Annotated in this window: 28 protein-coding genes, 1 other RNA gene and 1 pseudogene; 18 read left to right on the top strand and 12 right to left on the bottom strand. The window is 45.7% G+C overall.

Annotation, left to right across the window (positions count from 1 at the left end):
* Both rnpB and B4F99_RS09270 read left to right on the top strand, forming a co-directional pair.
* Window positions 1-169: RNase P RNA component class B (gene rnpB, locus B4F99_RS09275), an RNA gene on the top strand; the annotation flags it as partial.
* A gap of 111 nt (window positions 170-280) precedes the next feature.
* On the top strand, window positions 281-1,426 hold the full coding sequence (locus tag B4F99_RS09270) for a THUMP domain-containing class I SAM-dependent RNA methyltransferase (RefSeq protein WP_290757190.1): 1,146 nt from the start codon (window positions 281-283) through the stop codon (window positions 1,424-1,426).
* Between the two features lie 215 nt (window positions 1,427-1,641).
* Here the strand turns inward: B4F99_RS09270 and B4F99_RS09265 are convergent, their stop codons facing one another.
* Window positions 1,642-2,544, bottom strand: coding sequence for a hypothetical protein (locus B4F99_RS09265; protein ID WP_290757187.1), 903 nt, complete (start codon window positions 2,542-2,544; stop codon window positions 1,642-1,644).
* A gap of 818 nt (window positions 2,545-3,362) precedes the next feature.
* Between B4F99_RS09265 and B4F99_RS09260 the strand changes: the two genes are divergently transcribed.
* The 6 genes from B4F99_RS09260 (at window position 3,363) to B4F99_RS09235 (ending at window position 5,460) form a co-directional block, all read left to right on the top strand.
* Window positions 3,363-3,512: a hypothetical protein gene (locus tag B4F99_RS09260; RefSeq protein ID WP_290757184.1), complete on the top strand. Its 150-nt coding sequence runs from the start codon at window positions 3,363-3,365 to the stop codon at window positions 3,510-3,512.
* Between the two features lie 45 nt (window positions 3,513-3,557).
* Complete coding sequence (locus tag B4F99_RS09255) at window positions 3,558-3,848, top strand: hypothetical protein (RefSeq protein ID WP_290757181.1); 291 nt, start codon at window positions 3,558-3,560, stop codon at window positions 3,846-3,848.
* A 25-nt stretch (window positions 3,849-3,873) separates the two neighbouring features.
* Window positions 3,874-4,374 (top strand): GNAT family N-acetyltransferase, encoded by a 501-nt coding sequence (locus B4F99_RS09250; RefSeq protein WP_290757178.1) that lies wholly within the window; start codon window positions 3,874-3,876, stop codon window positions 4,372-4,374.
* A gap of 19 nt (window positions 4,375-4,393) precedes the next feature.
* A complete protein-coding gene (locus tag B4F99_RS09245) occupies window positions 4,394-4,618 on the top strand; it encodes a hypothetical protein (RefSeq protein WP_290757175.1) in 225 nt (74 codons plus the stop codon).
* Window positions 4,619-4,691: 73 nt separating this feature from the next.
* Window positions 4,692-4,910: a hypothetical protein gene (locus B4F99_RS09240; protein WP_214855768.1), complete on the top strand. Its 219-nt coding sequence runs from the start codon at window positions 4,692-4,694 to the stop codon at window positions 4,908-4,910.
* A 73-nt stretch (window positions 4,911-4,983) separates the two neighbouring features.
* Entirely contained in the window at window positions 4,984-5,460 is a 477-nt protein-coding gene (locus B4F99_RS09235; protein WP_290757171.1) for a glutathione peroxidase, read from the top strand.
* A gap of 79 nt (window positions 5,461-5,539) precedes the next feature.
* Here the strand turns inward: B4F99_RS09235 and B4F99_RS09230 are convergent, their stop codons facing one another.
* Complete coding sequence (locus B4F99_RS09230) at window positions 5,540-6,001, bottom strand: hypothetical protein (RefSeq protein WP_290757168.1); 462 nt, start codon at window positions 5,999-6,001, stop codon at window positions 5,540-5,542.
* Window positions 6,002-6,004: 3 nt separating this feature from the next.
* A complete protein-coding gene (locus tag B4F99_RS09225; protein WP_290757165.1) occupies window positions 6,005-6,916 on the bottom strand; it encodes an EamA family transporter in 912 nt (303 codons plus the stop codon).
* A 154-nt stretch (window positions 6,917-7,070) separates the two neighbouring features.
* On the opposite strand from B4F99_RS09225, the gene B4F99_RS09220 reads away from it, so the two are divergent.
* From B4F99_RS09220 to B4F99_RS09185, 8 genes are all read left to right on the top strand, one after another.
* Window positions 7,071-8,024 carry an SMI1/KNR4 family protein gene (locus B4F99_RS09220; RefSeq protein ID WP_290757162.1) on the top strand — a complete coding sequence of 318 codons (954 nt, stop codon included), beginning with the start codon at window positions 7,071-7,073 and terminating at the stop codon, window positions 8,022-8,024.
* Between the two features lie 84 nt (window positions 8,025-8,108).
* Window positions 8,109-8,489, top strand: a complete 381-nt coding sequence (locus B4F99_RS09215) for a BsuPI-related putative proteinase inhibitor (RefSeq protein ID WP_214729715.1) — start codon at window positions 8,109-8,111, stop codon at window positions 8,487-8,489.
* Between the two features lie 449 nt (window positions 8,490-8,938).
* Window positions 8,939-9,823, top strand: coding sequence for an N-acetylmuramic acid 6-phosphate etherase (gene murQ, locus B4F99_RS09210; RefSeq protein ID WP_290757207.1), 885 nt, complete (start codon window positions 8,939-8,941; stop codon window positions 9,821-9,823).
* Window positions 9,824-9,835: 12 nt separating this feature from the next.
* Window positions 9,836-11,209 carry a PTS transporter subunit EIIC gene (locus tag B4F99_RS09205; RefSeq protein WP_214855779.1) on the top strand — a complete coding sequence of 458 codons (1,374 nt, stop codon included), beginning with the start codon at window positions 9,836-9,838 and terminating at the stop codon, window positions 11,207-11,209.
* A gap of 82 nt (window positions 11,210-11,291) precedes the next feature.
* Window positions 11,292-12,338, top strand: coding sequence for a DUF871 domain-containing protein (locus B4F99_RS09200; RefSeq protein ID WP_290757157.1), 1,047 nt, complete (start codon window positions 11,292-11,294; stop codon window positions 12,336-12,338).
* Window positions 12,335-12,862 carry a general stress protein gene (locus B4F99_RS09195; RefSeq protein ID WP_214855785.1) on the top strand — a complete coding sequence of 176 codons (528 nt, stop codon included), beginning with the start codon at window positions 12,335-12,337 and terminating at the stop codon, window positions 12,860-12,862. Before B4F99_RS09200 ends, B4F99_RS09195 begins: the two co-directional genes overlap by 4 nt.
* 101 nt (window positions 12,863-12,963) lie before the next feature.
* On the top strand, window positions 12,964-13,509 hold the full coding sequence (locus B4F99_RS09190) for a DUF1349 domain-containing protein (protein WP_290757152.1): 546 nt from the start codon (window positions 12,964-12,966) through the stop codon (window positions 13,507-13,509).
* Window positions 13,510-13,527: 18 nt separating this feature from the next.
* Window positions 13,528-14,424: a hypothetical protein gene (locus B4F99_RS09185; RefSeq protein WP_290757149.1), complete on the top strand. Its 897-nt coding sequence runs from the start codon at window positions 13,528-13,530 to the stop codon at window positions 14,422-14,424.
* A 174-nt stretch (window positions 14,425-14,598) separates the two neighbouring features.
* Here B4F99_RS09185 and B4F99_RS09180 read toward each other — a convergent pair whose 3' ends face one another.
* The 3 genes and pseudogenes from B4F99_RS09180 to B4F99_RS09170 all read right to left on the bottom strand — a co-directional run bounded on the left by B4F99_RS09180 (window position 14,599) and on the right by B4F99_RS09170 (window position 17,389).
* The gene (locus tag B4F99_RS09180; protein ID WP_290757204.1) at window positions 14,599-15,237 is read right to left on the bottom strand and encodes a type 1 glutamine amidotransferase family protein; all 639 of its coding nucleotides are present in this window, start codon (window positions 15,235-15,237) and stop codon (window positions 14,599-14,601) included.
* 75 nt (window positions 15,238-15,312) lie between these two features.
* Window positions 15,313-16,257, bottom strand: a complete 945-nt coding sequence (locus B4F99_RS09175) for a helix-turn-helix transcriptional regulator (protein WP_290757146.1) — start codon at window positions 16,255-16,257, stop codon at window positions 15,313-15,315.
* 25 nt (window positions 16,258-16,282) lie between these two features.
* Window positions 16,283-17,389 (bottom strand): annotated as a pseudogene (locus tag B4F99_RS09170) (citrate synthase/methylcitrate synthase).
* A gap of 165 nt (window positions 17,390-17,554) precedes the next feature.
* Here B4F99_RS09170 and B4F99_RS09165 point away from each other — a divergent pair.
* Window positions 17,555-17,821 carry a hypothetical protein gene (locus B4F99_RS09165; RefSeq protein ID WP_290757143.1) on the top strand — a complete coding sequence of 89 codons (267 nt, stop codon included), beginning with the start codon at window positions 17,555-17,557 and terminating at the stop codon, window positions 17,819-17,821.
* Between the two features lie 35 nt (window positions 17,822-17,856).
* Here B4F99_RS09165 and B4F99_RS09160 read toward each other — a convergent pair whose 3' ends face one another.
* The 6 genes from B4F99_RS09160 to B4F99_RS09135 all read right to left on the bottom strand — a co-directional run bounded on the left by B4F99_RS09160 (window position 17,857) and on the right by B4F99_RS09135 (window position 23,303).
* A complete protein-coding gene (locus tag B4F99_RS09160) occupies window positions 17,857-18,636 on the bottom strand; it encodes an HAD-IIB family hydrolase (protein ID WP_290757141.1) in 780 nt (259 codons plus the stop codon).
* Window positions 18,637-18,760: 124 nt separating this feature from the next.
* Window positions 18,761-19,459 (bottom strand): dihydropteridine reductase, encoded by a 699-nt coding sequence (locus B4F99_RS09155; RefSeq protein ID WP_313533193.1) that lies wholly within the window; start codon window positions 19,457-19,459, stop codon window positions 18,761-18,763.
* A 25-nt stretch (window positions 19,460-19,484) separates the two neighbouring features.
* A complete protein-coding gene (locus B4F99_RS09150) occupies window positions 19,485-20,237 on the bottom strand; it encodes an ABC transporter ATP-binding protein (RefSeq protein WP_290757138.1) in 753 nt (250 codons plus the stop codon).
* Entirely contained in the window at window positions 20,234-21,298 is a 1,065-nt protein-coding gene (locus B4F99_RS09145) for an iron chelate uptake ABC transporter family permease subunit (RefSeq protein WP_290757135.1), read from the bottom strand. The genes B4F99_RS09150 and B4F99_RS09145 overlap by 4 nt, the downstream gene beginning before the upstream one ends.
* Window positions 21,295-22,290 (bottom strand): ABC transporter permease, encoded by a 996-nt coding sequence (locus B4F99_RS09140; RefSeq protein WP_290757198.1) that lies wholly within the window; start codon window positions 22,288-22,290, stop codon window positions 21,295-21,297. The genes B4F99_RS09145 and B4F99_RS09140 overlap by 4 nt, the downstream gene beginning before the upstream one ends.
* A 20-nt stretch (window positions 22,291-22,310) precedes the next feature.
* Window positions 22,311-23,303: a siderophore ABC transporter substrate-binding protein gene (locus tag B4F99_RS09135; protein WP_290757132.1), complete on the bottom strand. Its 993-nt coding sequence runs from the start codon at window positions 23,301-23,303 to the stop codon at window positions 22,311-22,313.
* Window positions 23,304-23,684: 381 nt separating this feature from the next.
* Between B4F99_RS09135 and B4F99_RS09130 the strand changes: the two genes are divergently transcribed.
* Window positions 23,685-24,454 (top strand): GAF domain-containing protein (locus tag B4F99_RS09130; protein ID WP_290757129.1); only part of this gene is annotated, 770 nt, incomplete at its 3' end.

Raw genomic sequence — 24,454 nt, 5'->3', positions numbered from 1 at the left:
TGGAACGAGGTAAACCCCACGAGCGAGAAACCCAAATTTGGTAGGGGAATTTCCGGAGCGGAACTGAACGCGAAGGAGAGCGTATGCAAATACGGAGATAGATGATTGTCGCCTGCGTGTGAGGGTCAAACCGTTTGAAACACTAAGGAACAGAACATGGCTTACAGGACCACATAGGCTGTTATTTTTAAGTTGAACGAGAGTCCAGGTCCACCCTGGGCTCTTTTTTTATTGCAATGAAACGATTCAGTGGAAGAAACGATAAAGGAGTGAACGCGATATGGCAAAACGCTTAGTCATCGCGACAGCGGCGATGGGAATCGAAGCGCTCGTCGCAAAAGAAGTCCGTGCGTTAGGATACGAGTGTACGGTCGAGGACGGAAAGGTCTACATCGATTGTGAGATGGAGGACATACCCCGTTTGAACATGTGGCTCCGGACAGCGGACCGGATCAAACTCGTCGTCGCTGAGTTCCGCGCGACGACATTCGAAAAATTGTTCGATCAAGTCAAGGCACTGCCGTGGCACGAATTGATGCCGTGGGATGCGAATTTCATCGTCAACGGTCGTTCGGTCAAATCGAAGCTGTTCTCGATCCGTGACTGTCAAAAGATCACTGAGAAAGCGATCGTCTCGCACATGCAAGAAGCGTACAACAAAGGAACGGAATGGTTGCCGAAGACAGGTGCGAGCTATCCGGTTGAAGTTGCTTTGTTAAAAGACATCGCAACATTAACGATCGATACATCAGGCGACGCATTACACAAACGTGGCTATCGTGAGTTCCACTCAGCAGCCCCACTGAAAGAGACGATGGCGGCAGCGATGCTGATGCTGACGAACTGGAAGCCGGATATGCCGCTCTACGACGTCTTCACCGGTTCAGGTACGCTGGCGATTGAAGCAGCGATGATCGGGCGTAACATCGCACCAGGGATCAACCGCGAGTTCGTCTCACAGGAATGGAAATGCATTCCGAAGAAGGCATGGTTTGATGCGATCAACGAAGCGAACGAAAAAGCAGAGTGGGACAAACCATTGAAAATTTACGCAAGCGATGTCGATCCAGAGATGGTCAAGCTTGCGAAAACGAACGCAGAACTCGCAGACGTCCGCGATGCGATCAACGTCATGCAACGTGACGCGGCAGACTTCAAACCGAAGGAAGACTTCGGTGTCATCATCGGGAACCCGCCTTACGGGGAACGTCTCGAGGACGCGCGTGAAGTCCATCAGCTGTACCGTAAGATCGGAACAGCGTATAAAGAATTCCCATACTACAGTGTCTACATGATCACGTCGTATGTCGAGTTCGAAAAAGCCTACGGACGTCCAGCAACGAAACGCCGGAAGCTGTACAACGGGAACATCGAAGTTCAGTTTTATCAGTATTATGGTTTGCGTCGGAAACGTCCGCAGGCTTAATCGATTTGTGGGAGGTGAATGGGGGTCAGTTCCCACTTACTTCCCACTTTTTATTTTTTTCGCCAAGATGTCACGAGCCGCTCGGTTGAGCGGTTTTTTTATCGTCTATTAATGCCGCGAGTTGATTAGCAGTATCATGTTGTAATTTCCTCTTGGTATGTAAGTTTGGTTTAAGTCAGCAAAAAAGGCACCTGAGTGCCTTCAGTGTACACCTTTTAGTTTGCTTCTGGACCAGCAGTTTCGAAGAACTTTTCGAATCCGAGTAACTCAGTCTGTGCTGTGTCCTTGATTCGTTCGAAATGACTTTTTGCTTTCATTAGTGTGCCGTCAGGATCTTTTTGGAAATCTTCAGGGTAATCCTCAAGCAACAATGATAATTGATCAAGCTCTTTGATAATAATGCGATGTGATTCCATGGCCTGTGTAAATCCATTAGTCGTATAGTCAGGTGCTTCAAAGTGAGTACTCGCGGTAATTTCATTTGCTATGGTAGCATCAAATTTATATAAATCTTTCAAATCGTCTACTGAAATATATTCAAATTGACTAAATCCATCTTTCTTTTTATAAGGAGTGAATTTCTTTTGCAATTCATCGGCTTCTACATAAATAGCGTTCATAGCTTCTGAAATTTTAAAAACACTAGTAATGGCTTCAGGATATTTCTCTGCATCCGTTTGATCGGCTATAGCTGATTCATTATTAGTATTTCCTTCCTCTGTGACCGGTTCTGCAATGACTGGTTGATCGATAATAGAGGAAGAATTAAATATTGCTTCGTTTATAGGTATTGCAAGTAGTGATTTCTCCTCTCTATTGGGCAAATAGCTTTCGGCTTCGTTCCACGTTTCAAAACTCTTAGCGACCGTATACGTTTCTAGACTATATGCCATATCTAATAGGTTCTGAGAAAGAGTTTCGAGTTTTTCCGCTATCACGTTTTCTGCATTTGTAAATGGGACGTCTTCATTTTTCGCCATGTACGAACCTGCAGCCATCATATGAGCAATTTGTGCGGCTTCGTTCAACATTTCAACTTGAGCATCTACTCGATCTCTAACATCTTGGGTGACGGTTTTTTGAAAATCTTTGATTCGCAGTTGCTCTGCTTCTTTCATCTCTTTTTGTTCTTTAACAATACTGTTCACTAACTCGGTTGTGGATGAAATAGCTTTCTCAACAACAGGCTTCCCTGTATCTAAAGCATTTTGGATATCTTCTGGTGAGAAATCGTTGTTCGTTTGCTTTACATTTGTTCCATGTCCGAAAGAGGCAAGATCTCTCGGATCAGACTCTACAGGTGTGTCATTTTTTTTTTGGTCTTTTCTGCTTTTGATTCGGTAATAGGAGTTTCTTTTTTAACCTGTGATGATTTAGCGTGCATCCCAAGAAAGTACGATCCCCCAATTAATATAACCGCGAGGATTCCGATGACCCAGCGCATCTGGATGGTCCGTCTATTATAACGACCATTTTTGAAAGTATGTTTCCTTTCTTTGTCCACGATATATCCTCCATTAGTAATTATTTTTTTAGTCCTTATTTAGAACATTTATGTTTTTAATTTCCATATTAATTTTAGCTCAAAATGATTTACTATGCGACATTGATTTAAGCGATAGGATAACTATCTTCGCATCTAACAATCGTATATCTAACTTGTATGAATATTGAAATATAGTTATTGCATTATTTTCCAAGTGTTATAGTTTCTATCGCAAAAGGTCTTATGCTTAAGTTACATTGGTATTCGCGTGACCAGTGTTGCACAATCATTACATAGTTCTTAAGAACCTCTCTAGATTAAATTAAGGCATTATAAAAAATAACTTTGAAATGACATACTTAAAAAGTACTAGTTTTGAAGGTGTTTTTGATTAGCACAAATAATATTTTTGAGTAGGATGATATGAACAGTAGTCAAAAGATAAACATTATGCATGAGCATACGGATTTTGAACAGGTTGATTTTGCAGCAACACTCGAAACCGTCCGTTTGGTCGAAACGTTACTCCATCATCGGCTGCTCGAGCGTTATTTCGCTGAGCGGACAGAAAATCCAACTCTAGGCGGATATACCGATTAATGGATTCCAAATATAGTAAAAGGAGAGGTGAGAGGAGACGATACGATGTGGATCATACTGGGTTTAATGGCGATTGGTTTTACTGCACTGAACATCATCTTTTATGTGATCGGTAAGGACTATCGTTTTCTGATGGTGCTCGGACTGAGCTTTACGGCACTGACGCTGTGTGCCGAATACCGACTCGTCGCGGAATTCGTGGCGCGGGAGGACTGGGCAGCGTTACAAGACGTCGTACCGGGCATGGAGCGGGCACTGTGGGTATTGACGTTCATCTCGATCGGATTAAACGTATTGCCGCAACTGTTAGACTACCGAAAGAATCGATCTCGTTGAGGAATCCAAGAGGAGCGGAATCCTGATGATCTATACATTTTCACCGCTGACTCAACGACAGGCGGAACATATTGCCTACGAGTGGCAATATGACGGGGCGTTTGCATTTTATGATATGCCGAATGACGCAGAAGATTTAGCAGAATTTCTCGATCCAGCAAAGCGAACGGAACATTACTTCGCTGTGTTGGATGGGGAAGAATTGATTGGTTATTATGTATTTGAACCAAACGCAGACGTCGTTGATGTCGGGCTTGGTATGCGACCAGACTTGACGGGACGAGGAAATGGAGTGGCATTTTTAGAAGCCGGTCTTGCGTTCATCATGGACCGGTATGCACCTAAACAAATTGAATTAGCTGTCGCAACATTTAACGAGCGGGCGATTCGCTTGTATACGAAAAGTGGCTTCCTTCCAGTTGAACGATTCCAACAGGCGACGAACGATGGAAGCTATGAATTTTTGAGGATGCGTTTACAACCCATCGACGCAACGAAACCTTTTCCAAAATCTATAAGTAGATAACAGAAAAGGAGATGATGTAATGGCACGCTGTACGAATTGTCAGTATAAGTTCAACACAAAAGAACTACTCGCTGTCAGTGTTGCAATACATGGGAAAGGCAAGACGTGTCCGAACTGTAGCGTGAAACAATACATGTCTCGAAAGTCGCAATTTTATCTATCACTCGGGAATATCAGTCTATTGTTCGTCCTGATCTTGCCATTTCTGATTCGGTTGAGCGACCGGGAAGAATCGATGAAGTAAGATGTCGGTTACCTCAATTTCATGAAACTGTTTCTTGAATCCACCAGTAGATACAGGGGAAGGGGATGATTAGATGGTGCGTTGTACGAATTGCCAGTATAAGTTCAAAACGAAAGAAGTGCTCGCTGTCGGATTTACGAAACATGGGAAAGCGTGTCCGAACTGCGGCGTGAAGCAATACATTTCAAAAGACTCGCAACATTACTTATCGCTCGGATACGTCAGTCTATTGTTCGTCTTGATTCTACCGTTCGTCATCAAACTGAGCGACAAAGAAGAGACGATCTGGTAAAGCATTACGCGCATGCCTGAAAACGACAGGGTGCGCGTTTTGTCTTATACTCGGGGCAAAGGAGCTGGGAAACATGCAAACCGTATACGATGCAACCGTACAAAACGCAGCGGGCGAGACTGTTTCATTAGGTGACTATGCTGGACGAGTCCTCGTGATCGTCAACACGGCAAGCAAATGTGGGCTCGTCAAACAACTTGGCGAACTGCAGGCATTGTACGATAAATATAACGAGCAGGGAGTCACGGTGCTCGGATTTCCGTGCGATCAATTCAATCAGCAGAAGTTCGCGAGTCAGGAAGAGACGATGCAGTTCTGTCAGCTGAACTATGGCGTGACGTTTCCGATGTTTCAGAAGATCGACGTCAATGGACCGGATGAGCATCCGCTTTATACGTTCTTGAAGAAAGAACAGTCCGGCTTGCTGTCGTCGAAAATCAAATGGAACTACACGAAGTTCCTCGTCGACCGGAAAGGACAGGTCGTCAAGCGCTTCAGTCCAATCGACTCTGTCCAGTCGATTGAAAAGACGCTGCCTGTTTATGTATAATAAAGGGAACCGTTTAGCGCGAGTCGTTGCAGCGGGACGAAGAAATACCCTACCTTTGGCGAGGTAGGGCTTTTTTATGTCATTCAACGCTGAACGAATCAAATGAATACGTGACGATCGCATCACTTCGTTTATGTCCGAGGTCGGTCAGAACTGGTGGACGGGGAGACAAGACATGAAAATCCTGTTCGAACGCACGGAGCCAGTAATGGACCCAGTCTTTTGTAGGATCGAGTCCCATCATTTCACGTGCGAACGTCAGTAGCTTTGAATCGGTCAGCGTCAGGAGTGGAATCGGATTGATCTCGACGTCTTCTTTTAATTCATAGAGGTCCGGTGAACGGAGTAGAATCGCATCCGCCTCGAAGGACAATCGGAAGTAATTGCAACTGTAGTCACCAACGATGACCATTGTCTCCTCCGTATGCCCACGGAAATGAAATATCAATCTGTTACCATTTGTGACATCCATCAAGAACTGATCGAGTCCGATGTTGTAATCCTCGCGAAACTGCAGTTTTTCAAGCGTGATTTCTTGCATGATTTAGCCTCCTGTCCGAGTTTGTCGTTCTTCTATCAAAACGGTTTGGCGCGTTGCTAGGCGAGACGAACTGATTAATAAGACGATACCGAGTAACAATAACGAGATCCCGAACCAAGCCGTGCCACTTAACTGTTCGCCGAGGACGAACACACCGAGCAAGGCAGCCGTCAATGGTTCACCGAGCGAGAGAGTGACGGCAGTCGACGACGGTACGTTCGATAGCCCTTTTGCGAATAACCAGTAAGCAAGCCCGGTCGCAACGACGCCGAGATGGAGGCTGATTCCGGCACCACGTGACGTGAACAACCAGGAGAGATCGAATAAGAAGAGCAGAGGTGAAAGCAGCAAGGCGCTCGTCGTAAAGATGACGGCAACGACCGACAGCGGCGCATGGGTCTTGACAAGATCACGACTGACGAACGTATACCCGGCAAACGATAGTCCGGCACCAAGTGCAAGAACGATCCCAATTGGATCAATCGCGACCGTCCCCTGATTGTTCAGAAGCAACAGAGAACCGGTGATCGATAATCCGGTTGAAGCCCACCACAGCAACGCCGGACGTTTTTTTAAGAACAGCCACTCGATGCATCCGGAGAAGATTGGTGCGCTACCAATCGCAACGACGGTACCGACAGCGACACCCGTCATTAAAACAGCCGAGAAGAACAAGGGCTGGTAAGCTGCCATGCTAACGGCAGCAAGTAAAATCGTCCGCAGTGGCCAGTCACGCAATGTCAGCTTTCCTTTTAGGAAGACGAGACAGAGCAAGAACAGTCCGCCGACAGCAAGACGAACGGCACCAATTGCAATCGGGTGTGCATCTTCTGGCGCAAAGGCTTGTGAGGTCCCAGTCGTACCCCAAAAGATCGCAGCGAGTAATATGAGTAACATCGATGATGATTTAGACATGGGTCACCTCTTCGAATGCAATTTTTTAATGATATTAGAACGAGAATACCACAGAAAGAGTAGAATGGAATACACCAAATAATTGAAAAAATGGTATGGTGTATAAGGTGAAGTCGTATCATTCACGAATGCGAAAACGAAAAGGATGGGACCCATGAAAGAAATGAACCAAATCGAAGCGGTACTTGACGTCTTATCACAAAAAATCAATCACGGATCGACCTTTATTCAACGGCGATACGACACTGGAGTCGCACAATTCAATCTGAATGATCCGGTGACGGAACAGGCGATTCAGTCGTTTGAAAAACAGTTCAAGCTAACGTTACCAAGTGAATATAAGACATTCCTTCGTTTACATGACGGAGCGGAGTTGTTCATGATTCAAGGTCTTGGCATCGAACTCTATCCGCTTGAAAAAGTCATTGAAATGACGATCCAGGCTAAAGAGGACGACCTGATCCATGAAGACTACGATCATTTCTTGATGATTGGCGAAATGAACGAAGGATACGTCTTGATCCATACGGAAGATGCGAAGACGGAGGAGACGCCATATATGCACTGGATGTTTCATGAGTTGTCGACAGAGGAAACTGACCCGATCGGACAGAACTTCGGCACGTTTCTTGAATATGCGATCATTGCGCAAGGGGATATGTTCTGGGAGTTCAAGGACTTCTCGATTGCAACAGATGCTTATTATGTAGAGGACTACAATTCCGAAGAGGAAGTGAGCAAACCTCGACCAATTCGCTTCGTCGACTCGGTTCGCGTTGAAATCGAGTATCCGATTGCGAAGAAGAATGCTTATTTCTCGGTTAAGATTTTCGAAGGGAAACAAGATAAAGAAAGTCTCGGCGCTAGCTACGACTCGGATGCGCGCTTTGAAAAAGTGATGCAATCGGTTCGAGAATATTTAATGGCAGAGCGATTCCAGTATTCGTCGATCAAGGTCTTTCAAACGGAACACCGATTTTGGCAGAACGATGACGAGACGGGTGATCCTTTGATTCGTAACCACAATCCACAACGGCAAGGAATGCGCTTCGACGGGTACCGTACCTTCGTCGAGGAGCCACCGCGTCCATTTCCAGGATGGGAGTAACTCAGCAATTTCTTTATACAGAATGGAGTTTTATAGATGAAAAAATGGTTGTTATTCCCCATGATACTTTGTTTGAGCGGTTGTATGATTCAACCGCAAAGTGGGAGTGAGACGAATGAGACATCCTTCAAAGGGACTACGAAAGAGGGACTCGTCTTTGAATACAAATTGACGAACACAGGAGACCATGCATTTGATGTCGTAGCTCGCTCTGGGCATTTGTTGAATGTCATCGTTCGTGAGAGCAAATCAAGGACTGTCGTCTTCGATTCAAGAAAGCAACAGAGTAAAACAAGCCAACAAAAGAAACGCGTCAAAGCATCAGAAACCGTCGTTCTCAAACAAACGGTACAAGGCGGGACAATCGAACCGGGTACATACGATATCGAATATCTCGTTGAGGAGAAAGAACAGTACAGCGACAGTTCTAGTTCAGTAGAGGATATGGAAGAGAAATTAAAATGATTTACGCCTCTGGTGAATGACTTCTTTAATAAATATCTTAGAACCTCATACAGGTTTCAGTACGAATGATGTTATTAGTAACATGAGACGTACAAAAGTGGTCCATGTGAAGCTGGTTTTTATCCGTTAGGCATCTAACGGATGAACATCAGCTTTTTTGTTTATTAATGATGCTTCGCGACACTGTTCTATCAACTGACGATCAATCAATCGTACGGACCACGCATCCCGTTACTCGTCGCGACGATTGGACGGGAGCGAATGTCTGCGTTACTGGACTTTGCGAATGAGGAAATCACAACAAGCAGGAAATCAAGGGACCAAGCCTGAAATGAAGGACAAAACCTTATTTTTATATATAGAAATTTAATTTCAAAATTAAATAAATAATATTGAATTAAAATTTCTTAATTGTATAATAAAGGGAGGGAAGAGAAAGGGTGAAGCAGATGTTAGATCAATTAGCAACGGAACGTCGGAATGAACAGACGATGCAACTCGACGAGATGACAGTCGAAGATGTCTTACGGGTGATGAACGCTGAGGATCAAACGGTCGCGACGGTCATTCGGGAACAAATTCCCGTCATCGCCGAAGTCGTCAAACACGTCATTGCGTCATTCAAAAACGGAGGACGCTTGATTTACATCGGTGCTGGTACGAGCGGACGACTCGGGATTCTTGACGCGGCAGAATGTGTGCCGACGTTCGGGGTCTCACCAGACATGGTCGTTGGTTTGATTGCTGGCGGCGAACGCGCGTTGATTAAAGCCGTTGAGGGAGCTGAGGATAGTCGGACGCTTGCCGTCGATGATTTGAAAGCGCTCCAGTTAGAAGCACGTGATACAGTCATCGGGATCGCAGCAAGCGGGCGGACGCCGTATGTCATCGGTGGTCTTGATTACGCGAAGGAAGTCGGAGCGGTGACGGCAGCGATTTCTTGCAACACGGATGCGGTCATCAGTCAGCACGCGCGTTATGCGATCGAAGTCGAAACGGGTCCGGAAGTCTTGACGGGGTCAACAAGACTAAAGGCTGGAACAGCGCAAAAGCTCGTCTTGAACATGATTTCGACAGCGGCGATGATCGGTGTCGGCAAGGTCTATCAAAATCTGATGGTCGACGTCCAGTCAACGAACGAAAAACTGGAGATCCGGGCGAAGCGGATGATTTGTGAGGCAACAGGAGTCGATGCCTTAACAGCGGAGCGTGTCTTTAGTGAAGCGCACGGGCACGTCAAGACGGCGATCGTCATGATTCTCGCGAATGTTTCGTATACGGAAGCCGTCGAACGATTACAACATGCAAACGGATTCGTCCGAGACGCACTCTAAGGGGGAAACACGATGAAGAAGGAAGAAGTGCTGGCACACGCGATTCTTGAGCACGTCGGTGGAAAAGATAATCTCCGGCAGCTTGCGCACTGTATGACGCGGGTTCGTTTATCGCTAAAGGATCCGACGCAAGCAGATATCGATGCGTTAAAGCGGATTGATGGGGTCATGGGGGTCATTGATGACGAGACGTTACAAATCGTCGTCGGTCCGGGAACGGTCAATCGGGTAGCAGACCACTTAAGTCGCGAAACAGGACTCGCGATCGGAGAAGAGTCCGTTGATCCGAATTTGACGCCAGAAGAACGGGCTGCCGTCGAACGGCAAAAAGTAAAAGCAAAACAACAGTCTCCGTTCAAACGCTTCTTGCGCCGAATCGGGAACATCTTCATCCCGCTCATTCCGGGTCTTGTTGCTTCCGGTATCATCAACGGTGGAGCGAACTTCGCAAAAAATGCGGGTGTCGATGAAACACAGACATGGATGCAGATTTTACTACTGATCGGTGGGACGGTCTTTTTATATCTCGCCATCCTTGTCGGCTGGAATACGGCGAAGGAATTCGGCGGCACGCCGGTGCTCGGAGCAATTGCCGGTGGGATTCTATTCAACCCCGTGCTTGCGGATATCACGATTTACGGGGAACCGCTCGTTGCGGGCAGGGGCGGCTTGTTTGGTGTCATCTTCGCAGCTTGGCTGATGACCTATCTTGAGAAGCACATCCGTCGCTTCATGTTCGCATCGATCGATATCATCTTTACGCCACTGTTGACGGTGCTGATCGTCGGATTCGCCTCACTCTATGCGATCATGCCGGTTGCTGGACTGCTGTCAGACGGTATCATGAAAGCAATCAATGCCGTGCTTGAGGTCGGTGGACCACTCGCCGGAGCCGTGCTGGCTGGCTTCTTCTTACCACTCGTCATGGTCGGTCTCCACCATGGATTGACACCAATCCATCTCGAGTTCTTGAACACGATTAGCAACACACCACTCTTACCGATTCTTGCGATGGCAGGAGCGGGTCAAGTCGGGGCGGCAATGGCGATTTTCGTCAAGACGCGCAATCCGCGCCTGCGTAACATCATCAAAGGGGCGATCCCGGTCGGATTCCTCGGAATCGGTGAACCGTTGTTATACGGTGTTACGTTACCACTCGGTCGTCCGTTCGTAACGGCATGTCTCGGCGCAGCAGTCGGTGGTGCCTTCCAAGCAACGATGAAGACGACCGCACTCGGTGTCGGCGTATCCGGGTTGTCATTGACACCGTTGATTGACAACGGAATGTACTTGACGTACATCGGAGGTCTCGTCATCTCGTACGCGGCAGGATTCCTGTTCACATACTGGTTCGGTTTCAAAGAAGAGATGGCAGACGGTATTTAACGTATTGAAAAGCAGTTGAATCCTTCGAAAAAGAAGGGATCAGCTGCTTTTTCCCTAAGTAGAGAAGTGAAGGAGTGAGTGTATGAAAGGATTATCAATCTATTTAAGTGAACCGATCACAGACGAGACGAGCGAGTGGCTACAGCGGATGAGCGCTGTCGGCTTTACGTCGCTCTTTACATCGCTACATATTCCCGAGGATGATTCTTCACTGTACGTCGAACGCTTGAAAGCGCTCGGTCATTTAGCACGTGAGCTCGGATTCGAACTCGTGGCGGACATCGCACCAGCGTCGCTCGCGACGCTTGGAAAGACATGGGGGACGGCAGCGACGTTAGCGGACTGGGGTGTGACAGGACTCCGTCTTGATTACGGCATCAGTCCGCAGCAAATCGCGACGTTATCGAACCAAATGATGGTCGCGCTCAATGCCAGTACGTTAACAGCAGACGAATTGACGGAGATGAAGGCACAGGGTCTGCGAATCGATCACACGGAAGCGTGGCATAATTTTTATCCGCGACCGGAAACAGGACTCGACCGGACGTGGTTTGACGAAAAAAACGCCTGGTTACAGGCGCAAGGATTAAGGGTCCAAGCGTTCATACCGGGTGACGAGACACTTCGCGGACCGTTATTCGAGACGTTACCGACACTTAAAGAACACCGAAATGCGGCACCGTTCGCCAGTTACATCGACTTACAATCGACCGTTGATCGAATTCTTGTTGGGGATCCACGATTGACGGAGGCGACGATTCGGCAATTCGAAGCAGAGCAAGACGGAATCATCGTACTTCGGGCAGTAGCGAACGGACAGCAAGCACAACGGGATACGGAAACGAATCGGTTTGATCCAGCGCGGGATGTCATTCGCTCCGTCGAGTCGCGGATGAGTCCGTCGACGATTGATCTGACACCGCAAGATCGGTCTGCCCGCCCGCTTGGCACAATCACGATTGATAATGAACGCTACGGGCGATACGCGGGCGAGGTTCAAATCACGAAACGTAATCTACCTGCGGATGAGCGAGTCAACGTTCTCGGACGTGTCGTTGAGGCCGATCAACCATTGATCGCACAGCTTGGTCCAGGAAGTAAATTCCGGATTGACTGGGTGACGCCATGAGGCAGATCGTTGCCGAGCGCTTCGCCTATCTATACCGAGGGGAATTGTTCACGGTCGTCACGATTTTACCGCTGAGTTGGTTTGGGAATCGTGTCTTTCCACGACTGCAGTTATTTGAACTCAGTGCCTTTTGGATGTCACTGTTTTTGTTTGAGCTGTTGTTGATTCAAGGAGCTTGGTATTGGTACAGCAAGTCAAGGCGTCTGAAGAAGGAAGGAACGTCAATTACCCGAGAACCGGTCGTCCGACGATTACGTCACTGTCGTGTCATCAATCTGGCTTTGATCGTTCTGACAGCGTGTGCGTTCGGAATCGACTGGATTCGTTTTCAATCTGAGCTTCCGGTGTATGGAATACGAATCACCTTGTTTCTATATATTTTCGCAATCCTTGAATATATCAATTATTTCCATATCCAACTGATGTACGATAACCGGTCAGATGTGCAATACTTAATACGGAACAGACGTTTGAAACGATCAGCATTGAATAAGGATATGCAACGACTTCGTAAAGTAGTCTGAGGGTTCATAGAAAATAGGAGGGATTGTATGCTCGATATGCTCATTCGTGGCTATCGAAAGTTACGGAAGTTAAGAGGACGTTAAGAGGGAGGATATTATCAATGAAGTGGATCAATCGACCGACACGTATCGAACAGGAAACACCATTACGCTTCATGACGGATCCGGATACGGATTTTTGGCGCAACACACATTATCAGTTTAACCGTCTGACGGGGCATGCACTGTTGCAGGATGCACCGGAAGGAGAGTTCAAGTGCCGAATCGAAGTAAAATTAAATCCGAATGCGACATATGATCAAGCGGGGATTTTACTTTATGTGAATGACGATCATTGGGTGAAAGTCTCGGCTGAGTTCATTCCGGATGGTCCATCACATCTGGGTGCCGTCGTGACGAGCTTCGGGTACTCGGACTGGTCGTGTCGGGATGTCGACAATACGCTGTTTGACGCACCGCTTGTCTTTGAACTCCACTACCTCAATCAAGACGTCACGTTGTATCACATAACAGGAGAGCACAAAGAGCAACTCCGGATCGCACACTTACATGACGTGACCGATGTGAAGATTGGACCGTATGCGTGTAGTCCGGATGTAAAAGCGGCAGGGTGTGAAGTGGGTATTCTAGAATATAAAATTTACTAAGTCTAAAGGAGTAGTGTGTTGTTAATTATTATTTCAGTGATTGTCTCTATTTTAATTCTTCATATAATTTCGTGGTTCATTTCAGTAACTTTTGTAAGTGTAGGATTTAAAATTAATAAAGTAATATCTAACAGTAAGTTTAATCAAAAAAAGGGATTAAAAAGAGGTAAATCTTCAAAAATCTATACTATTAAAAGAGGAGGGATTTTTAGCTATTTAATATTCATAATTTTTATTTCAATACTACTAATAGCAACAACATTGTTTATTTTTTCAGTTTTAGAGAAAAAAGTATACTTTCAATTTTGGGGTTTTTTATTTTTAGTAATTGATTTGATTTTTATTGTTTGGGTAGATAATTTATTGATTACTCAGAGTCTTATAAAGGTAGATCATTCAATTAACAAAGAAACAAGTTATAAAAGTGAAAATATAGTCAAGAGTTACTTCAATCAAAGAATAAAGTTTTTTATCGAAAATACAATGTTCTCTTTTTTCATGGTAACATCCATCTTTCTTGTAGCATTCACATTAACAATTGATATATTTTCATTTTTTATACCTACATTTATTTTAGGTTCTGTAATTGGATCTGTAATTTTATTAAGTCTCTATTCAAACATGTTTATAGTGGAAACTTGGATTTTTAATAAAGAAGAAAATCCCTTTAAAAATAATTTATCTAGTGAAATCTATGTGACACAAAAGAAACTAATTATATATCTAATAGTATTTTTACTCGGAACTTATGTTTGGTATGAAGACTTTATTAAATTAGAATCTAACTTCGATCCTCAAAATTTTAGAGTAGACCTTTTATTGGTTGCAACAATTCTTTTATTCTTTTTATCAACTGATAGAATTTTTAAGATAATTAATGACGATTACATAAAGTTTAAAAAAGATGTTCGATAAAACTGGAATTTTACAAAACATATTTTGAAAAGATTAAAAAATCATTGAATTACAACTGAAATAACATAAAATTTTTCTTTCTTAAATTTTCGTTTTATAAAAGATAGGGCAGAATAATAATACTATATAAAAATGGACTGATGCCAATCATCGGTCCATTTTTATATAGTTACTTCACTGATTAATAGATGTTGCAGCCATGAGATCAAAGAAGTATGTGGGTTCGTTCGTCTTATGAAGACCATACCATGCTTCTAACGTTTCAGGTGTGAATACATCGAGTGCGCGAATCGTCTCATAAGCAAACTCTAATGCTGCCATTCCTGACGCTGTGATTAACGAATCATCACGGACAACTGGAATATGTTGATAAAAAGATTCTCCGGAATAATTCGAGCAAACGGATTGTAAGTAAGACAAATCGTTACTTGTATGGAGTCGCAGATTTAAGAATCCACTCTTTGCTAACCCTTCAGTCGCACCGCAAATCGCAGCGATGAGTGTTCCATTACTCAGCCCGTTGCCTACTTTATTCAATAGAGGGTCATGAAGAGACGCTTGCCATGTCTGTCCACCGGGAAGAATTAATGCATCCTTTGAAGTCATCTCTAATTGTGAAACGGCGATATCCGGTAAAATACGTAATCCGCCCATAGTCGTTATAGGGTGTAGCGTTGGTCCTACTGTAACGACATTGAATGGAGGAGCATCTGTTTTGAAATATCTTCGTGAATGTAACTCTGGCATCACGTAACCGTATTCCCAATCTGAAATTGAATCGAATACATATAAATATACAGTGTGAGTCAAGATAATCGCTTCCTTTACTATATGAGATACATTTAGTATAGAAAGGTTATCCTGACAACTACTGTCAGTGAAAGTAAATCATTTATGCGAAGCGATCAATTCGTGTAATCGATCAATGATTTTACTTTTGATTTCAACAGGAGAAACGACTTGTATCGATGTTCCATAAGCAATAAGGAGACTCGGGACTTGTTCGTCTAAAACGCTCGTCTCAATCATAAAAACAGCACGGTTTTGATTTTGTTCGATTAAACAGTGCTTAAAGTACCAGTGTTGGCAAATTGAATCGATAGTAGATGTGTCACCGGAGAGGATTAGTTCACCTTGAGTTTCTCTTGGATTTGGTAGTAAATCGGTCATAAAAGAAGACTGAACATCGAAATCATCTGGAATATCGAATTGATTCGACAACAATTTAAAGCTGTTTATGCGATTGATTTTAAAATGGCGGATTTCTTCTCTTAACTGACAGAATGCAGTGACGTACCAAGCGTGTTTCCAATAAGTTAATCTAAAAGGATTGATGTCACGCGATTGAACATCTTCATTGTTCGCGCGACAGTATTGAATATGTATGGTTGTTCGACTGCGAATGGCTTGATCGATTTCTCGTAACAAGATTTCGGCTCTCGACGACATTTCGGGTTGATAGGGAATTACATCCAAGAGCGGAGAACTTGTCGATGGTTTTAAAGCATGTTGTTTTATTTTTTTAATCGCGCGATTTAAAGCTGCATTACCATAGTAACCGGCTTCTTCTGCAAAAAGAGCAGCGTGATATAAAGACTGCTGCTCTTCAGCATCGAAGAATAAAGGTGCTTCTATGAATTGAGTTAACAAGCTGTATCCGCCATGATGACCTGCTTCGGCAACAATCGGAACACCACTTGCGGAAAGCGTATCAATATATCGATAGACGGTCCGGATGTTCATCTCAAGTTGTTCGGAGATGTATTGAGCCGTTACTTTTTTTCCGGATTGTAGCATCCAAAGAATTGCTAATAGGTGATCACTTTTCGCCAAAAGAGGTCCTCCAATCAATGATTCATCAAAACTTAGCTGCTTGTTCCGGCATCTGCCCTGTATAGGACGATTGTGGTCTGAAGATCCGGTTGTCTTGCGATTGTTCGAGGATGTGTGCCGTCCAGCCGATGATACGGCTAGAGGTGAACGTCGGTGTGAACAGTTCTTTCGGAATGTCGAGTCCTTTTAAGACGGCTGCCGCGAAGAATTCAACATTCGTATACAGTTTTCTACCCGGTTTGTATTCCTCGAGTAAATCGATTGCTGTTTGCTCCATTTGTGTAATCAGGTTGAACCAATCGCTCTCTTGTGCGAGACCCTTTTAGACGACTTTTAAGGCTTCTGAACGCGGATCGCGTGTTTTATAGACGCGGTGACCAAAGCCCATCAATTTTTCGCCTTTTTCTAATTTGTTCCGAATCCACGGTTCGATGTTGTCGATCGTTCCGATCTCATTAATCATCTCAATGACTTCTGACGGGGCACCACCATGAAGCGGTCCTTTCATGGAGCCAATCGCAGCACAGACGCCAGAAATTATTTCCGATTCCGTCGAAACGACGACACGGGAAGCGAACGTCGAAGCATTCATACCGTGTTCAATCGTTAGAATCAGATACGCCGTCAGCGCTTTGATCTCGACGTCACTTGGTAATTGTCCTTTAATCATATAGATGTAATTCGCGACGTGATCGAGTTCCGGATTCGGTTCGATGAAGTCAGCGCCTTGATTTTTTTGATATTTATAGGCGATGATCGATGGCAAGAGTGCTGTTACGTGCATCGCTTGATCAATTGTCGGTGGCCAAGCGAAAGCGGGTGTGCCGAGTGCCGAGATTGCTGTTCGCATCGTACTCATGACATCCATCTCGTTCGGCAATGTATCGAGAATCGTCTTAATATAAGAAGGAAGTTCACGGTAGCTCGTCATCTGTTCCTTGAATGTGACCAGTTCCGCTTCAGTCGGGAACGCACCGTTCCAGATGAAATACGCCACTTCTTCGAATGAATAGGATAATGCGAGTTCCTTTGCCCAGTGTCCACGATAGATAAGGTGACCTAATGTTCCATCGACTAAACCGATTTGTGTTTCAGCGGCAATGATGCCCTCGAGTCCTTTTTTGTATTCCATCTTCAACACTCCTTTTCTAATATTTACTGTCAGTATGACTTACAACGATACCAAATCACCAGTTATTTGAATGCGTTTCCAAAATTATTCTGTGAAGCGCTATAATTAGAGGGCATTCTGTTTCATGAAACAAATCAAATAGATAGTAACCATGAAGGAGTACATATGAATAAAGAAATGATCATTCGCTTATTGGGATTTTTCTTTGTATTGAATGTCTTTTTAATGATCGATTTGTTCTTTTCGATGAGCCGAACGATTCTTGAGCCACTGGCATTAGTCGTTGCTTCATTGACCATGTTCATTCCCGTAAAACGATTTAAGCCACTAGAAGAACAAACGCTGTCGGTTTTCAAATCGAGTATCGCTGTCATAATAGGGATGCTCTTGATGAGCGGATTATTCTTACCCATCGTATTCCTCTTTGGATGAGTAACTATTGATCCGAAAATTTCACCAGGCGTTATTTAGGAATACGACGTGGAATAGACGTATTTTTGGCTTAGATGCCTGATTTGTTCGACTACGCGAGATTCTAAATGACTGGTGGAGTCAATGGTGTGATCTGCGTAAATACGGAGTGATTTATGGCTTCCGATCATGACCGCATACTGCGCTCCTTTGAATAGCTCGATATCGTTCGCGTCGTTCCCGAAAGCAATGTATCCCTCGCTCTCGATACCAAGACTTTGTAAAGCAGTCCGTTTATTGATGCTGGTTGGACTGATATCCAATACTTGTTCCGATCCATGATAATGAACAACGACATCCATTCGAAGTAGCTCGTTTTCTAAGGATTTCAGATTGTTGGCACTCAAAATGAGGATTTTTATGATTCGATCATGGTGAGCTAGCGGAACATTTTGTGCCGTCTTACCCGGATCTAGATTGTTCAGAATAGGATGGTCTTGCGGTCCGTTATATGTATAATTCCAGTCACTATCGATTAAATATGTGGCTTTATGCTTGTCGAGTAATTCTGTGATAAAAGAAAGCTCACGATCGTCGAACGATTTTGATTGAACGATTGTTTGTTCCGATGCGACCAACGATCCGTTTCCGCCGATTAAGATATGATCGTGGAATGAAGGATGAATGACGGGTAGCATGTCACGGATAGGACGTGCCGAAGCAAAAATCACACGGTGCCCGTCGTCCTCGACTGCATGAAGCGCCTGTACGATGTCTTGAGACATAGGTTCTCCTTTAAAACAGATTGTTCCATCGAGATCAAATACAAAATTCATAAGCAACCCTCCAAAAGTCAGTTGATGCACTTATCATAACAAATATTTACAGATAACATACCAATTCCTTATTTTGAAAAAACAAAAAGACTCCAGTCAATGCTGAAGTCTAATCATTGGTACCTTATACAAAAAACGTATCTAATTGGTCTTGACGTTTATCAATCATAATCTGAGACTTTGGAATGTTAGCGCCTTGCAACACGTCAATCGTGTCACGGAGAAATTCATCACTACCAACGATATAGAACAAACCGTCCTTGTCCGCTGTCATCGCTTTGACAGCATCGTAGTAGGCAGCGCGACTCTCGACATAAGCCGGGCTGAACTGCTCATGCGAAGGAAGCTGAGTTTTAAATAGTTCAGTTCGCGCAGAATCAACGTTCAACGAGTGCATGTGCGGAATGCCACTTCTATCAGCCTGATGTTGCAAGATGATCGGACGAAACGTTGCCAAACCGACGCCGGCTGACAGTAAGTACACCGTACAATTTTCCCGACGTAGCGGAACGTTCGAATGCGTCTTAAACAAAGCAATCTTCTCACCCATTTTCAGCTGCCGAAGTGTCTCCTTAAAGACGGAACATTCTGGTTTGATCCGCGTCGTGATGCCGATCGTTTCTTCATGAGGGAGCGTCGAGATCGACATGTGCCGAATCAGACTGCGGTTCGGCTTTTCGCCTGCATTAAAACCTTCTAGCGCCATATGCGTATGGGCGCCCTCTTCCCAAACGAAACCATCTGGACGTTTCAAGTGAAACGTGTAAGTGTGTTCGCCTTCTTGCGTTACTTGTTCTAGTGGTAGCCAATCAATCTGCAACATTCATTCCTCATTTCTATATAAAGTATCAATAGACAGCAATCGGACCGTATGGACCTTCGATGATCTCAAGAGGGGTCTCGAAGATCTCGGATAACAGCGCTTCATCCATGACTTCGGCGACCGTTCCGAAAGCGGCAATTTGTCCGTCCTTCATCGCACAGATGTGATCGGCATATTTCGCAGCAAAATTGATGTCGTGCAAGACGGTGATGATCGTTCGTCCGAACGTATCAGCGACGTGTCGCAGGTACCCCATCATCTGGACCGAGCGGGCGATATCAAGGTTATTGAGGGGTTCGTCGAGTAAAATGTATTCCGTTTCCTGACAGAGTACCATCGCGACATATGACCGTTGCCGCTGTCCGCCCGATAATTCATCGAGGTAGCGGTTCTCAAGCGACGTCAACTCAAGAAAATCGATGTATTTCGAGATGATCGTCTCATCGTCTGCCGTCAAGCGGCCTTGTGAGTAGGGGAAACGTCCGAAACCGACGAGCTGCCGGACCGTCAGCCGGGTTACGAAATGATTTTCCTGTCGTAAGATGGTGATGATCTTTGCTAAGTCTTTCGATTTGCTACTCGTGACATCCATGCCAGCGACTTCAATCTGCCCGGCATCGAGATCAAGCAAACGGCCAATCATCATTAACGTCGTCGACTTACCAGCACCATTTGGACCGATCAGCGCCGTGAATCCACCTTTTGGGATCGTTAAGTCGATTGGACCAATTCGGACCTCATCTGTATACGATTTTTTAACTTGTTCGAGTGATATCATAGGGACCTCTTTCTAAGCAACACGACAAGGAAAATCAGACCGCCGAACAGTTCGATGATGACGGAGACGACGCTTGGCGTGTTGAAAATGTGATACATGAAGAAATAGGCAGTCGTCAAAACGAAGAAACCGATTGCGAATGCCATCGGGAAGACGTATTTGTGATCATACGTCGCAGCGACCTGATAACTGAGTGTCGCAACTAAAAAGCCGAAGAACGTCAACGGTCCGATCAATGCCGTCGACATCGACATCAGGAGTGAAATCAGAATCAAGAAGTAGATGACACTGCCACGATGATTGACGCCGAACGATGTCGCGACCTCTTTTCCAAGCGCGACGACGTTGAGTCGTCTTGAAGAGAAGTAGAGCAACAGACCGACGATGAGGACGACCGGAATGACGATCGGGAAGTAAGATGCGTCGGCATTCGTGACCGAACCGAATAATCGTGCTTGTAAGATATCGAACTCGGACGGTGCGAGCATCTTTCGCATGAACGACGACAGCGAGTTGAGACCCGTGCCGAGAATGATTCCGACGAGCAACATCAGCTGCAGGTTCGCGTATTTTCCGGATAACAACCATCCGTATAATAAGAGGCTCATCGCGAGCATGATCGCGACCTGTGTCAAAAAGGCACTCGTGCCGGTAAAGCCGACGAGTGCTCCCGCACCGAAGAAGAAGATCATCGATGTCTGGATCGTTGAGTAGAGAGCGTCAAAACCAAGCAGGGACGGTGTGATGATCCGGTTACTCGTGACCGAATGAAAGGCGACGGTCGCGAGACTTTGGCAAATTGCTGCGATCGCCATCGTGATGACTGCGGTGATCCGGCGTTCGACGACCGGCCAAAAGGAAGGAGAATCAAAAGGAACCGGATTATTGTAGAGCAAGAGACCGATCGTACTGAGCACTCCGCCGCTGAGGAACAGGATGAGGAGAATCCAGTAGCGGCGCTCGAGTCGTTTCGACTGAAATGCAGACGCCCGGCGATTGGTTTCACATGTAACGCTCGGTTGAATACGTGTATGTTCCTGTTGTTTAATCGCAGTACTCATCTGACACCTCCAGTCTTCCGTCGACGTAACAGAATGATGATGAAGACGGCTGCTCCGACCGTTCCGAGAATCAAGGAGACCGGCAGTTCAAACGGACGGATGATCGTGCGTGAAATCAGATCACTGATTAGAATCGTCGCCATCCCAATCAGACAGACCCACGGCAGATTACTACGGAGATCGTCACCGCGAAACATCGAGACGATGTTCGGAACGATCAAGCCGAGGAAGGGCAGATTGCCAATGACGGTCGCGACGACACCGACGGATAGGGCGATCAACCCAGTCGCGATCAGCATCAGTCGATTGTAGTTGACGCCAAGACTCGTCGCGACGTCCTCCCCGAGTCCAACGAGCGTCAAGCGACTCGCGAGAAAGAAGATACAGACCGTGACACCGATGATGATCCAAAGATACTCGTAGCGACCGATCTGGACGGACGCGAACGAACCGACGAACCAGCCTTCGATCGCTTGGCTGGCACGGAAAAACAACCTGAGAAACGTCGATATCGCGGAGATGACGGCTCCGAGCATCAGACCGATGATCGGGACGATCAACGATGAACGCAGTCGAACCGAACGGAGAAACCAGAAAAAGACCATCGTCCCGATGAACGCAAACACGATGGCTCCGGTCATCCGCATCATCAACGACGGTGCCGGAACGAGTAAGTAAACGGCTAACAGTCCGAGTCCCGCCCACTCGATCGTTCCCGTCGTCGTCGGTTCAACGAGCCGATTTTGCGTGATCAGTTGCATGACAAGTCCTGCCATCGCCATCGCAGCACCCGTCAGCATCAAGGCGAGTGTTCGCGGAACGCGCGTGATCCAGAACATATCGAAATTGTTCGCTGTACTCCGTAGTTCGTAGACGCCTGTGAAGAGGGACGCCGTTGCGAGCGCTAAGACGAGACATAAGGTCAAGACGAACGGCTTCGTCCAAACGACAGAAAAGGAAGGTCGAGCGGGTGGCTCGACTCTTCCATTCATTTGTTGCTGTGCATGTGCCATTACTTCTTGAGCGCTTTCGCGATGTCAGTGAAGAATTCCGAGTACGTCTGGATCGATTCATTCAAGTACGTATCTTTTGGTGCGTAGACGATATTGTCGTCTTTGATTGCTTTTGTTTTCTGCAGGGCAGGAGCGCGGTCGATGACGTCTTGCGCCGGCACGGCACCTTCTGCGTTTCCTAGTGGCGCGTCGCGGTCAAGGACGAGTAACCAGTCCGGGTTACTTTGAGCAATCGCTTCGACCGAGACTTCATCACCTTGATCGTTCCCTGATTTTTGTTTAACTTCGAGCGCTGGTTTCCAGTCGAACAAATCATACATCGGTCCGAAGACACGTCCACTCATCGGCGCTGAGAAGCCGATATCGCCGCCTGAGACGATGACCGACATGACGCTGTCCTGTCCGTTATACGATTTTTTGACGTCCTTGATCGATTGCTCGAGCGTCGTCACGAGCTGATCCGCTTCTTGTTTTTTATCGAAGATTTGTCCGAGTGTCTCTGTCGTATCTTCAAGTCCTTTGACGAGTAACTCACCTGGTGTACCGGAGTCTTCCGGTAAAGTGATGTCAAGGTCGATGACAGCAGCGTTCGGAACGAGTTTTTTGATGTCTTCATAATGATCTGCGAAACGTTGTCCGACGATGACGACGTCCGGATTGACACCAGCGATCGCTTCGAGGTTCGGTTCGAAGTGCATGCCGACATCGACGATATCCTTATCTTTTGCATAAGGTGACTCAGCCGGGAGCAGTCCGACTGGTGCTGCTGCGAGTTCGACGTCCCATGCGGCAAGTGTTTCGAACGTTCGGTTATCGAGTGCGACGACTTTCTTCGGATCAACTGGAACGTTGACCGTTCCGTGTGCGTCCTTGATTTTGACCGTCTTCGGTGCTTCTGCGTCCTTCTTCGTGTCTGCTTCTCCTGCGTTCCCGCATGCTGCGAGTAAAACAGCAAGCGAACTCACGACGAGTGGTGTTTTCCATTTCCCCATGATGATTCAGCTCCTTTTGTTTAAATTGATAACGCATAAATCAAGGATTGAGCAGCAGATGGATTATGTATGTCTACGTGATTAATCTGTCCTCAATAAATGATAATGATTATCATTGTCATGTTCACTGAGAATCATAGCAAATGAATTTGGTAGACGCAACGCCATTTTCCAAGGAATTACCTGGAACAGTTTTTTACTTCTATAAACTATACAAAAATAAAAAATGATAATCCTTCTCATTTGGATGTAGAAATAGGACCATCGGACGCATTTGAGGAACAGAGGTTTAGACGACTTCAAAAAGAGAAAGTGGTAATATATGTATCAAATTTTCAAATCAGAAACACCGCAGAAGACGACTTCGAAATGAGGTGCTGTATGAATCAACCATTTGAAGACTTGAAGATGTATCAAAATTTTGATGAATTGGCGGATGATATCCTCGATTTCGCAAAAGAGATTCTACCGGATCAGATGTTGTATTTATCAGCAATCGAAGCAGGACAACAACGGATGTTAAAGATTGCAAACGATAAAGCAGATATTCCGATGGTAGAAGGCATGCAGATTGAATTGAACCAATCATTATGTAAACTGGTTGATTTCGAGACGAAACAGCCGGTCGTCCTCGAAGATATTCCAAACGCGGAACAACTCGGCGATTGGCGAAAAGGTTTGGAGGAGGCTCACGTCCGGTCCTACTTAGGGATTCCAATCGTCTTGACGAGCGGGGAAACGTTCGGCACGTTATGTGCGATCAATAATCGGGTCAGCTTGTATGAACAGAAGAATGTTCAGCTATTGCAACGGATCGTCCGACTCTTTTTGTACTACTTAGAGCTTGAGCGTCATGCTTGGAAGGATGCGTTGACAGGACTGCATAATCGGCGTTACTTAACGAAGCAGTTCGAGGATCATCCTGGACATACAGGAGCGGTGTTCTTCCTTGATCTCGATGGCTTTAAGCAAGTCAACGACGTCTTTGGACACGAGACGGGGGACATTGTTTTGCAAGAGGTCGCGCAACGTCTGCGACAGTTCGTGCGCGAGCAAGACGATGCGATGGCCGTGCGCCTAGGAGGCGATGAGTTTATCCTCCATTTCGGTCATGCTGATTCAAGGGAAGAGTGGGAGCGACTCGCGAAGCG

The organism is Exiguobacterium sp. UBA3491 (genome assembly GCF_002377745.1).
Lineage (GTDB): Bacteria > Bacillota > Bacilli > Exiguobacteriales > Exiguobacteriaceae > Exiguobacterium_A.
This window is presented reverse-complemented; position numbering and strand designations above follow the sequence as displayed.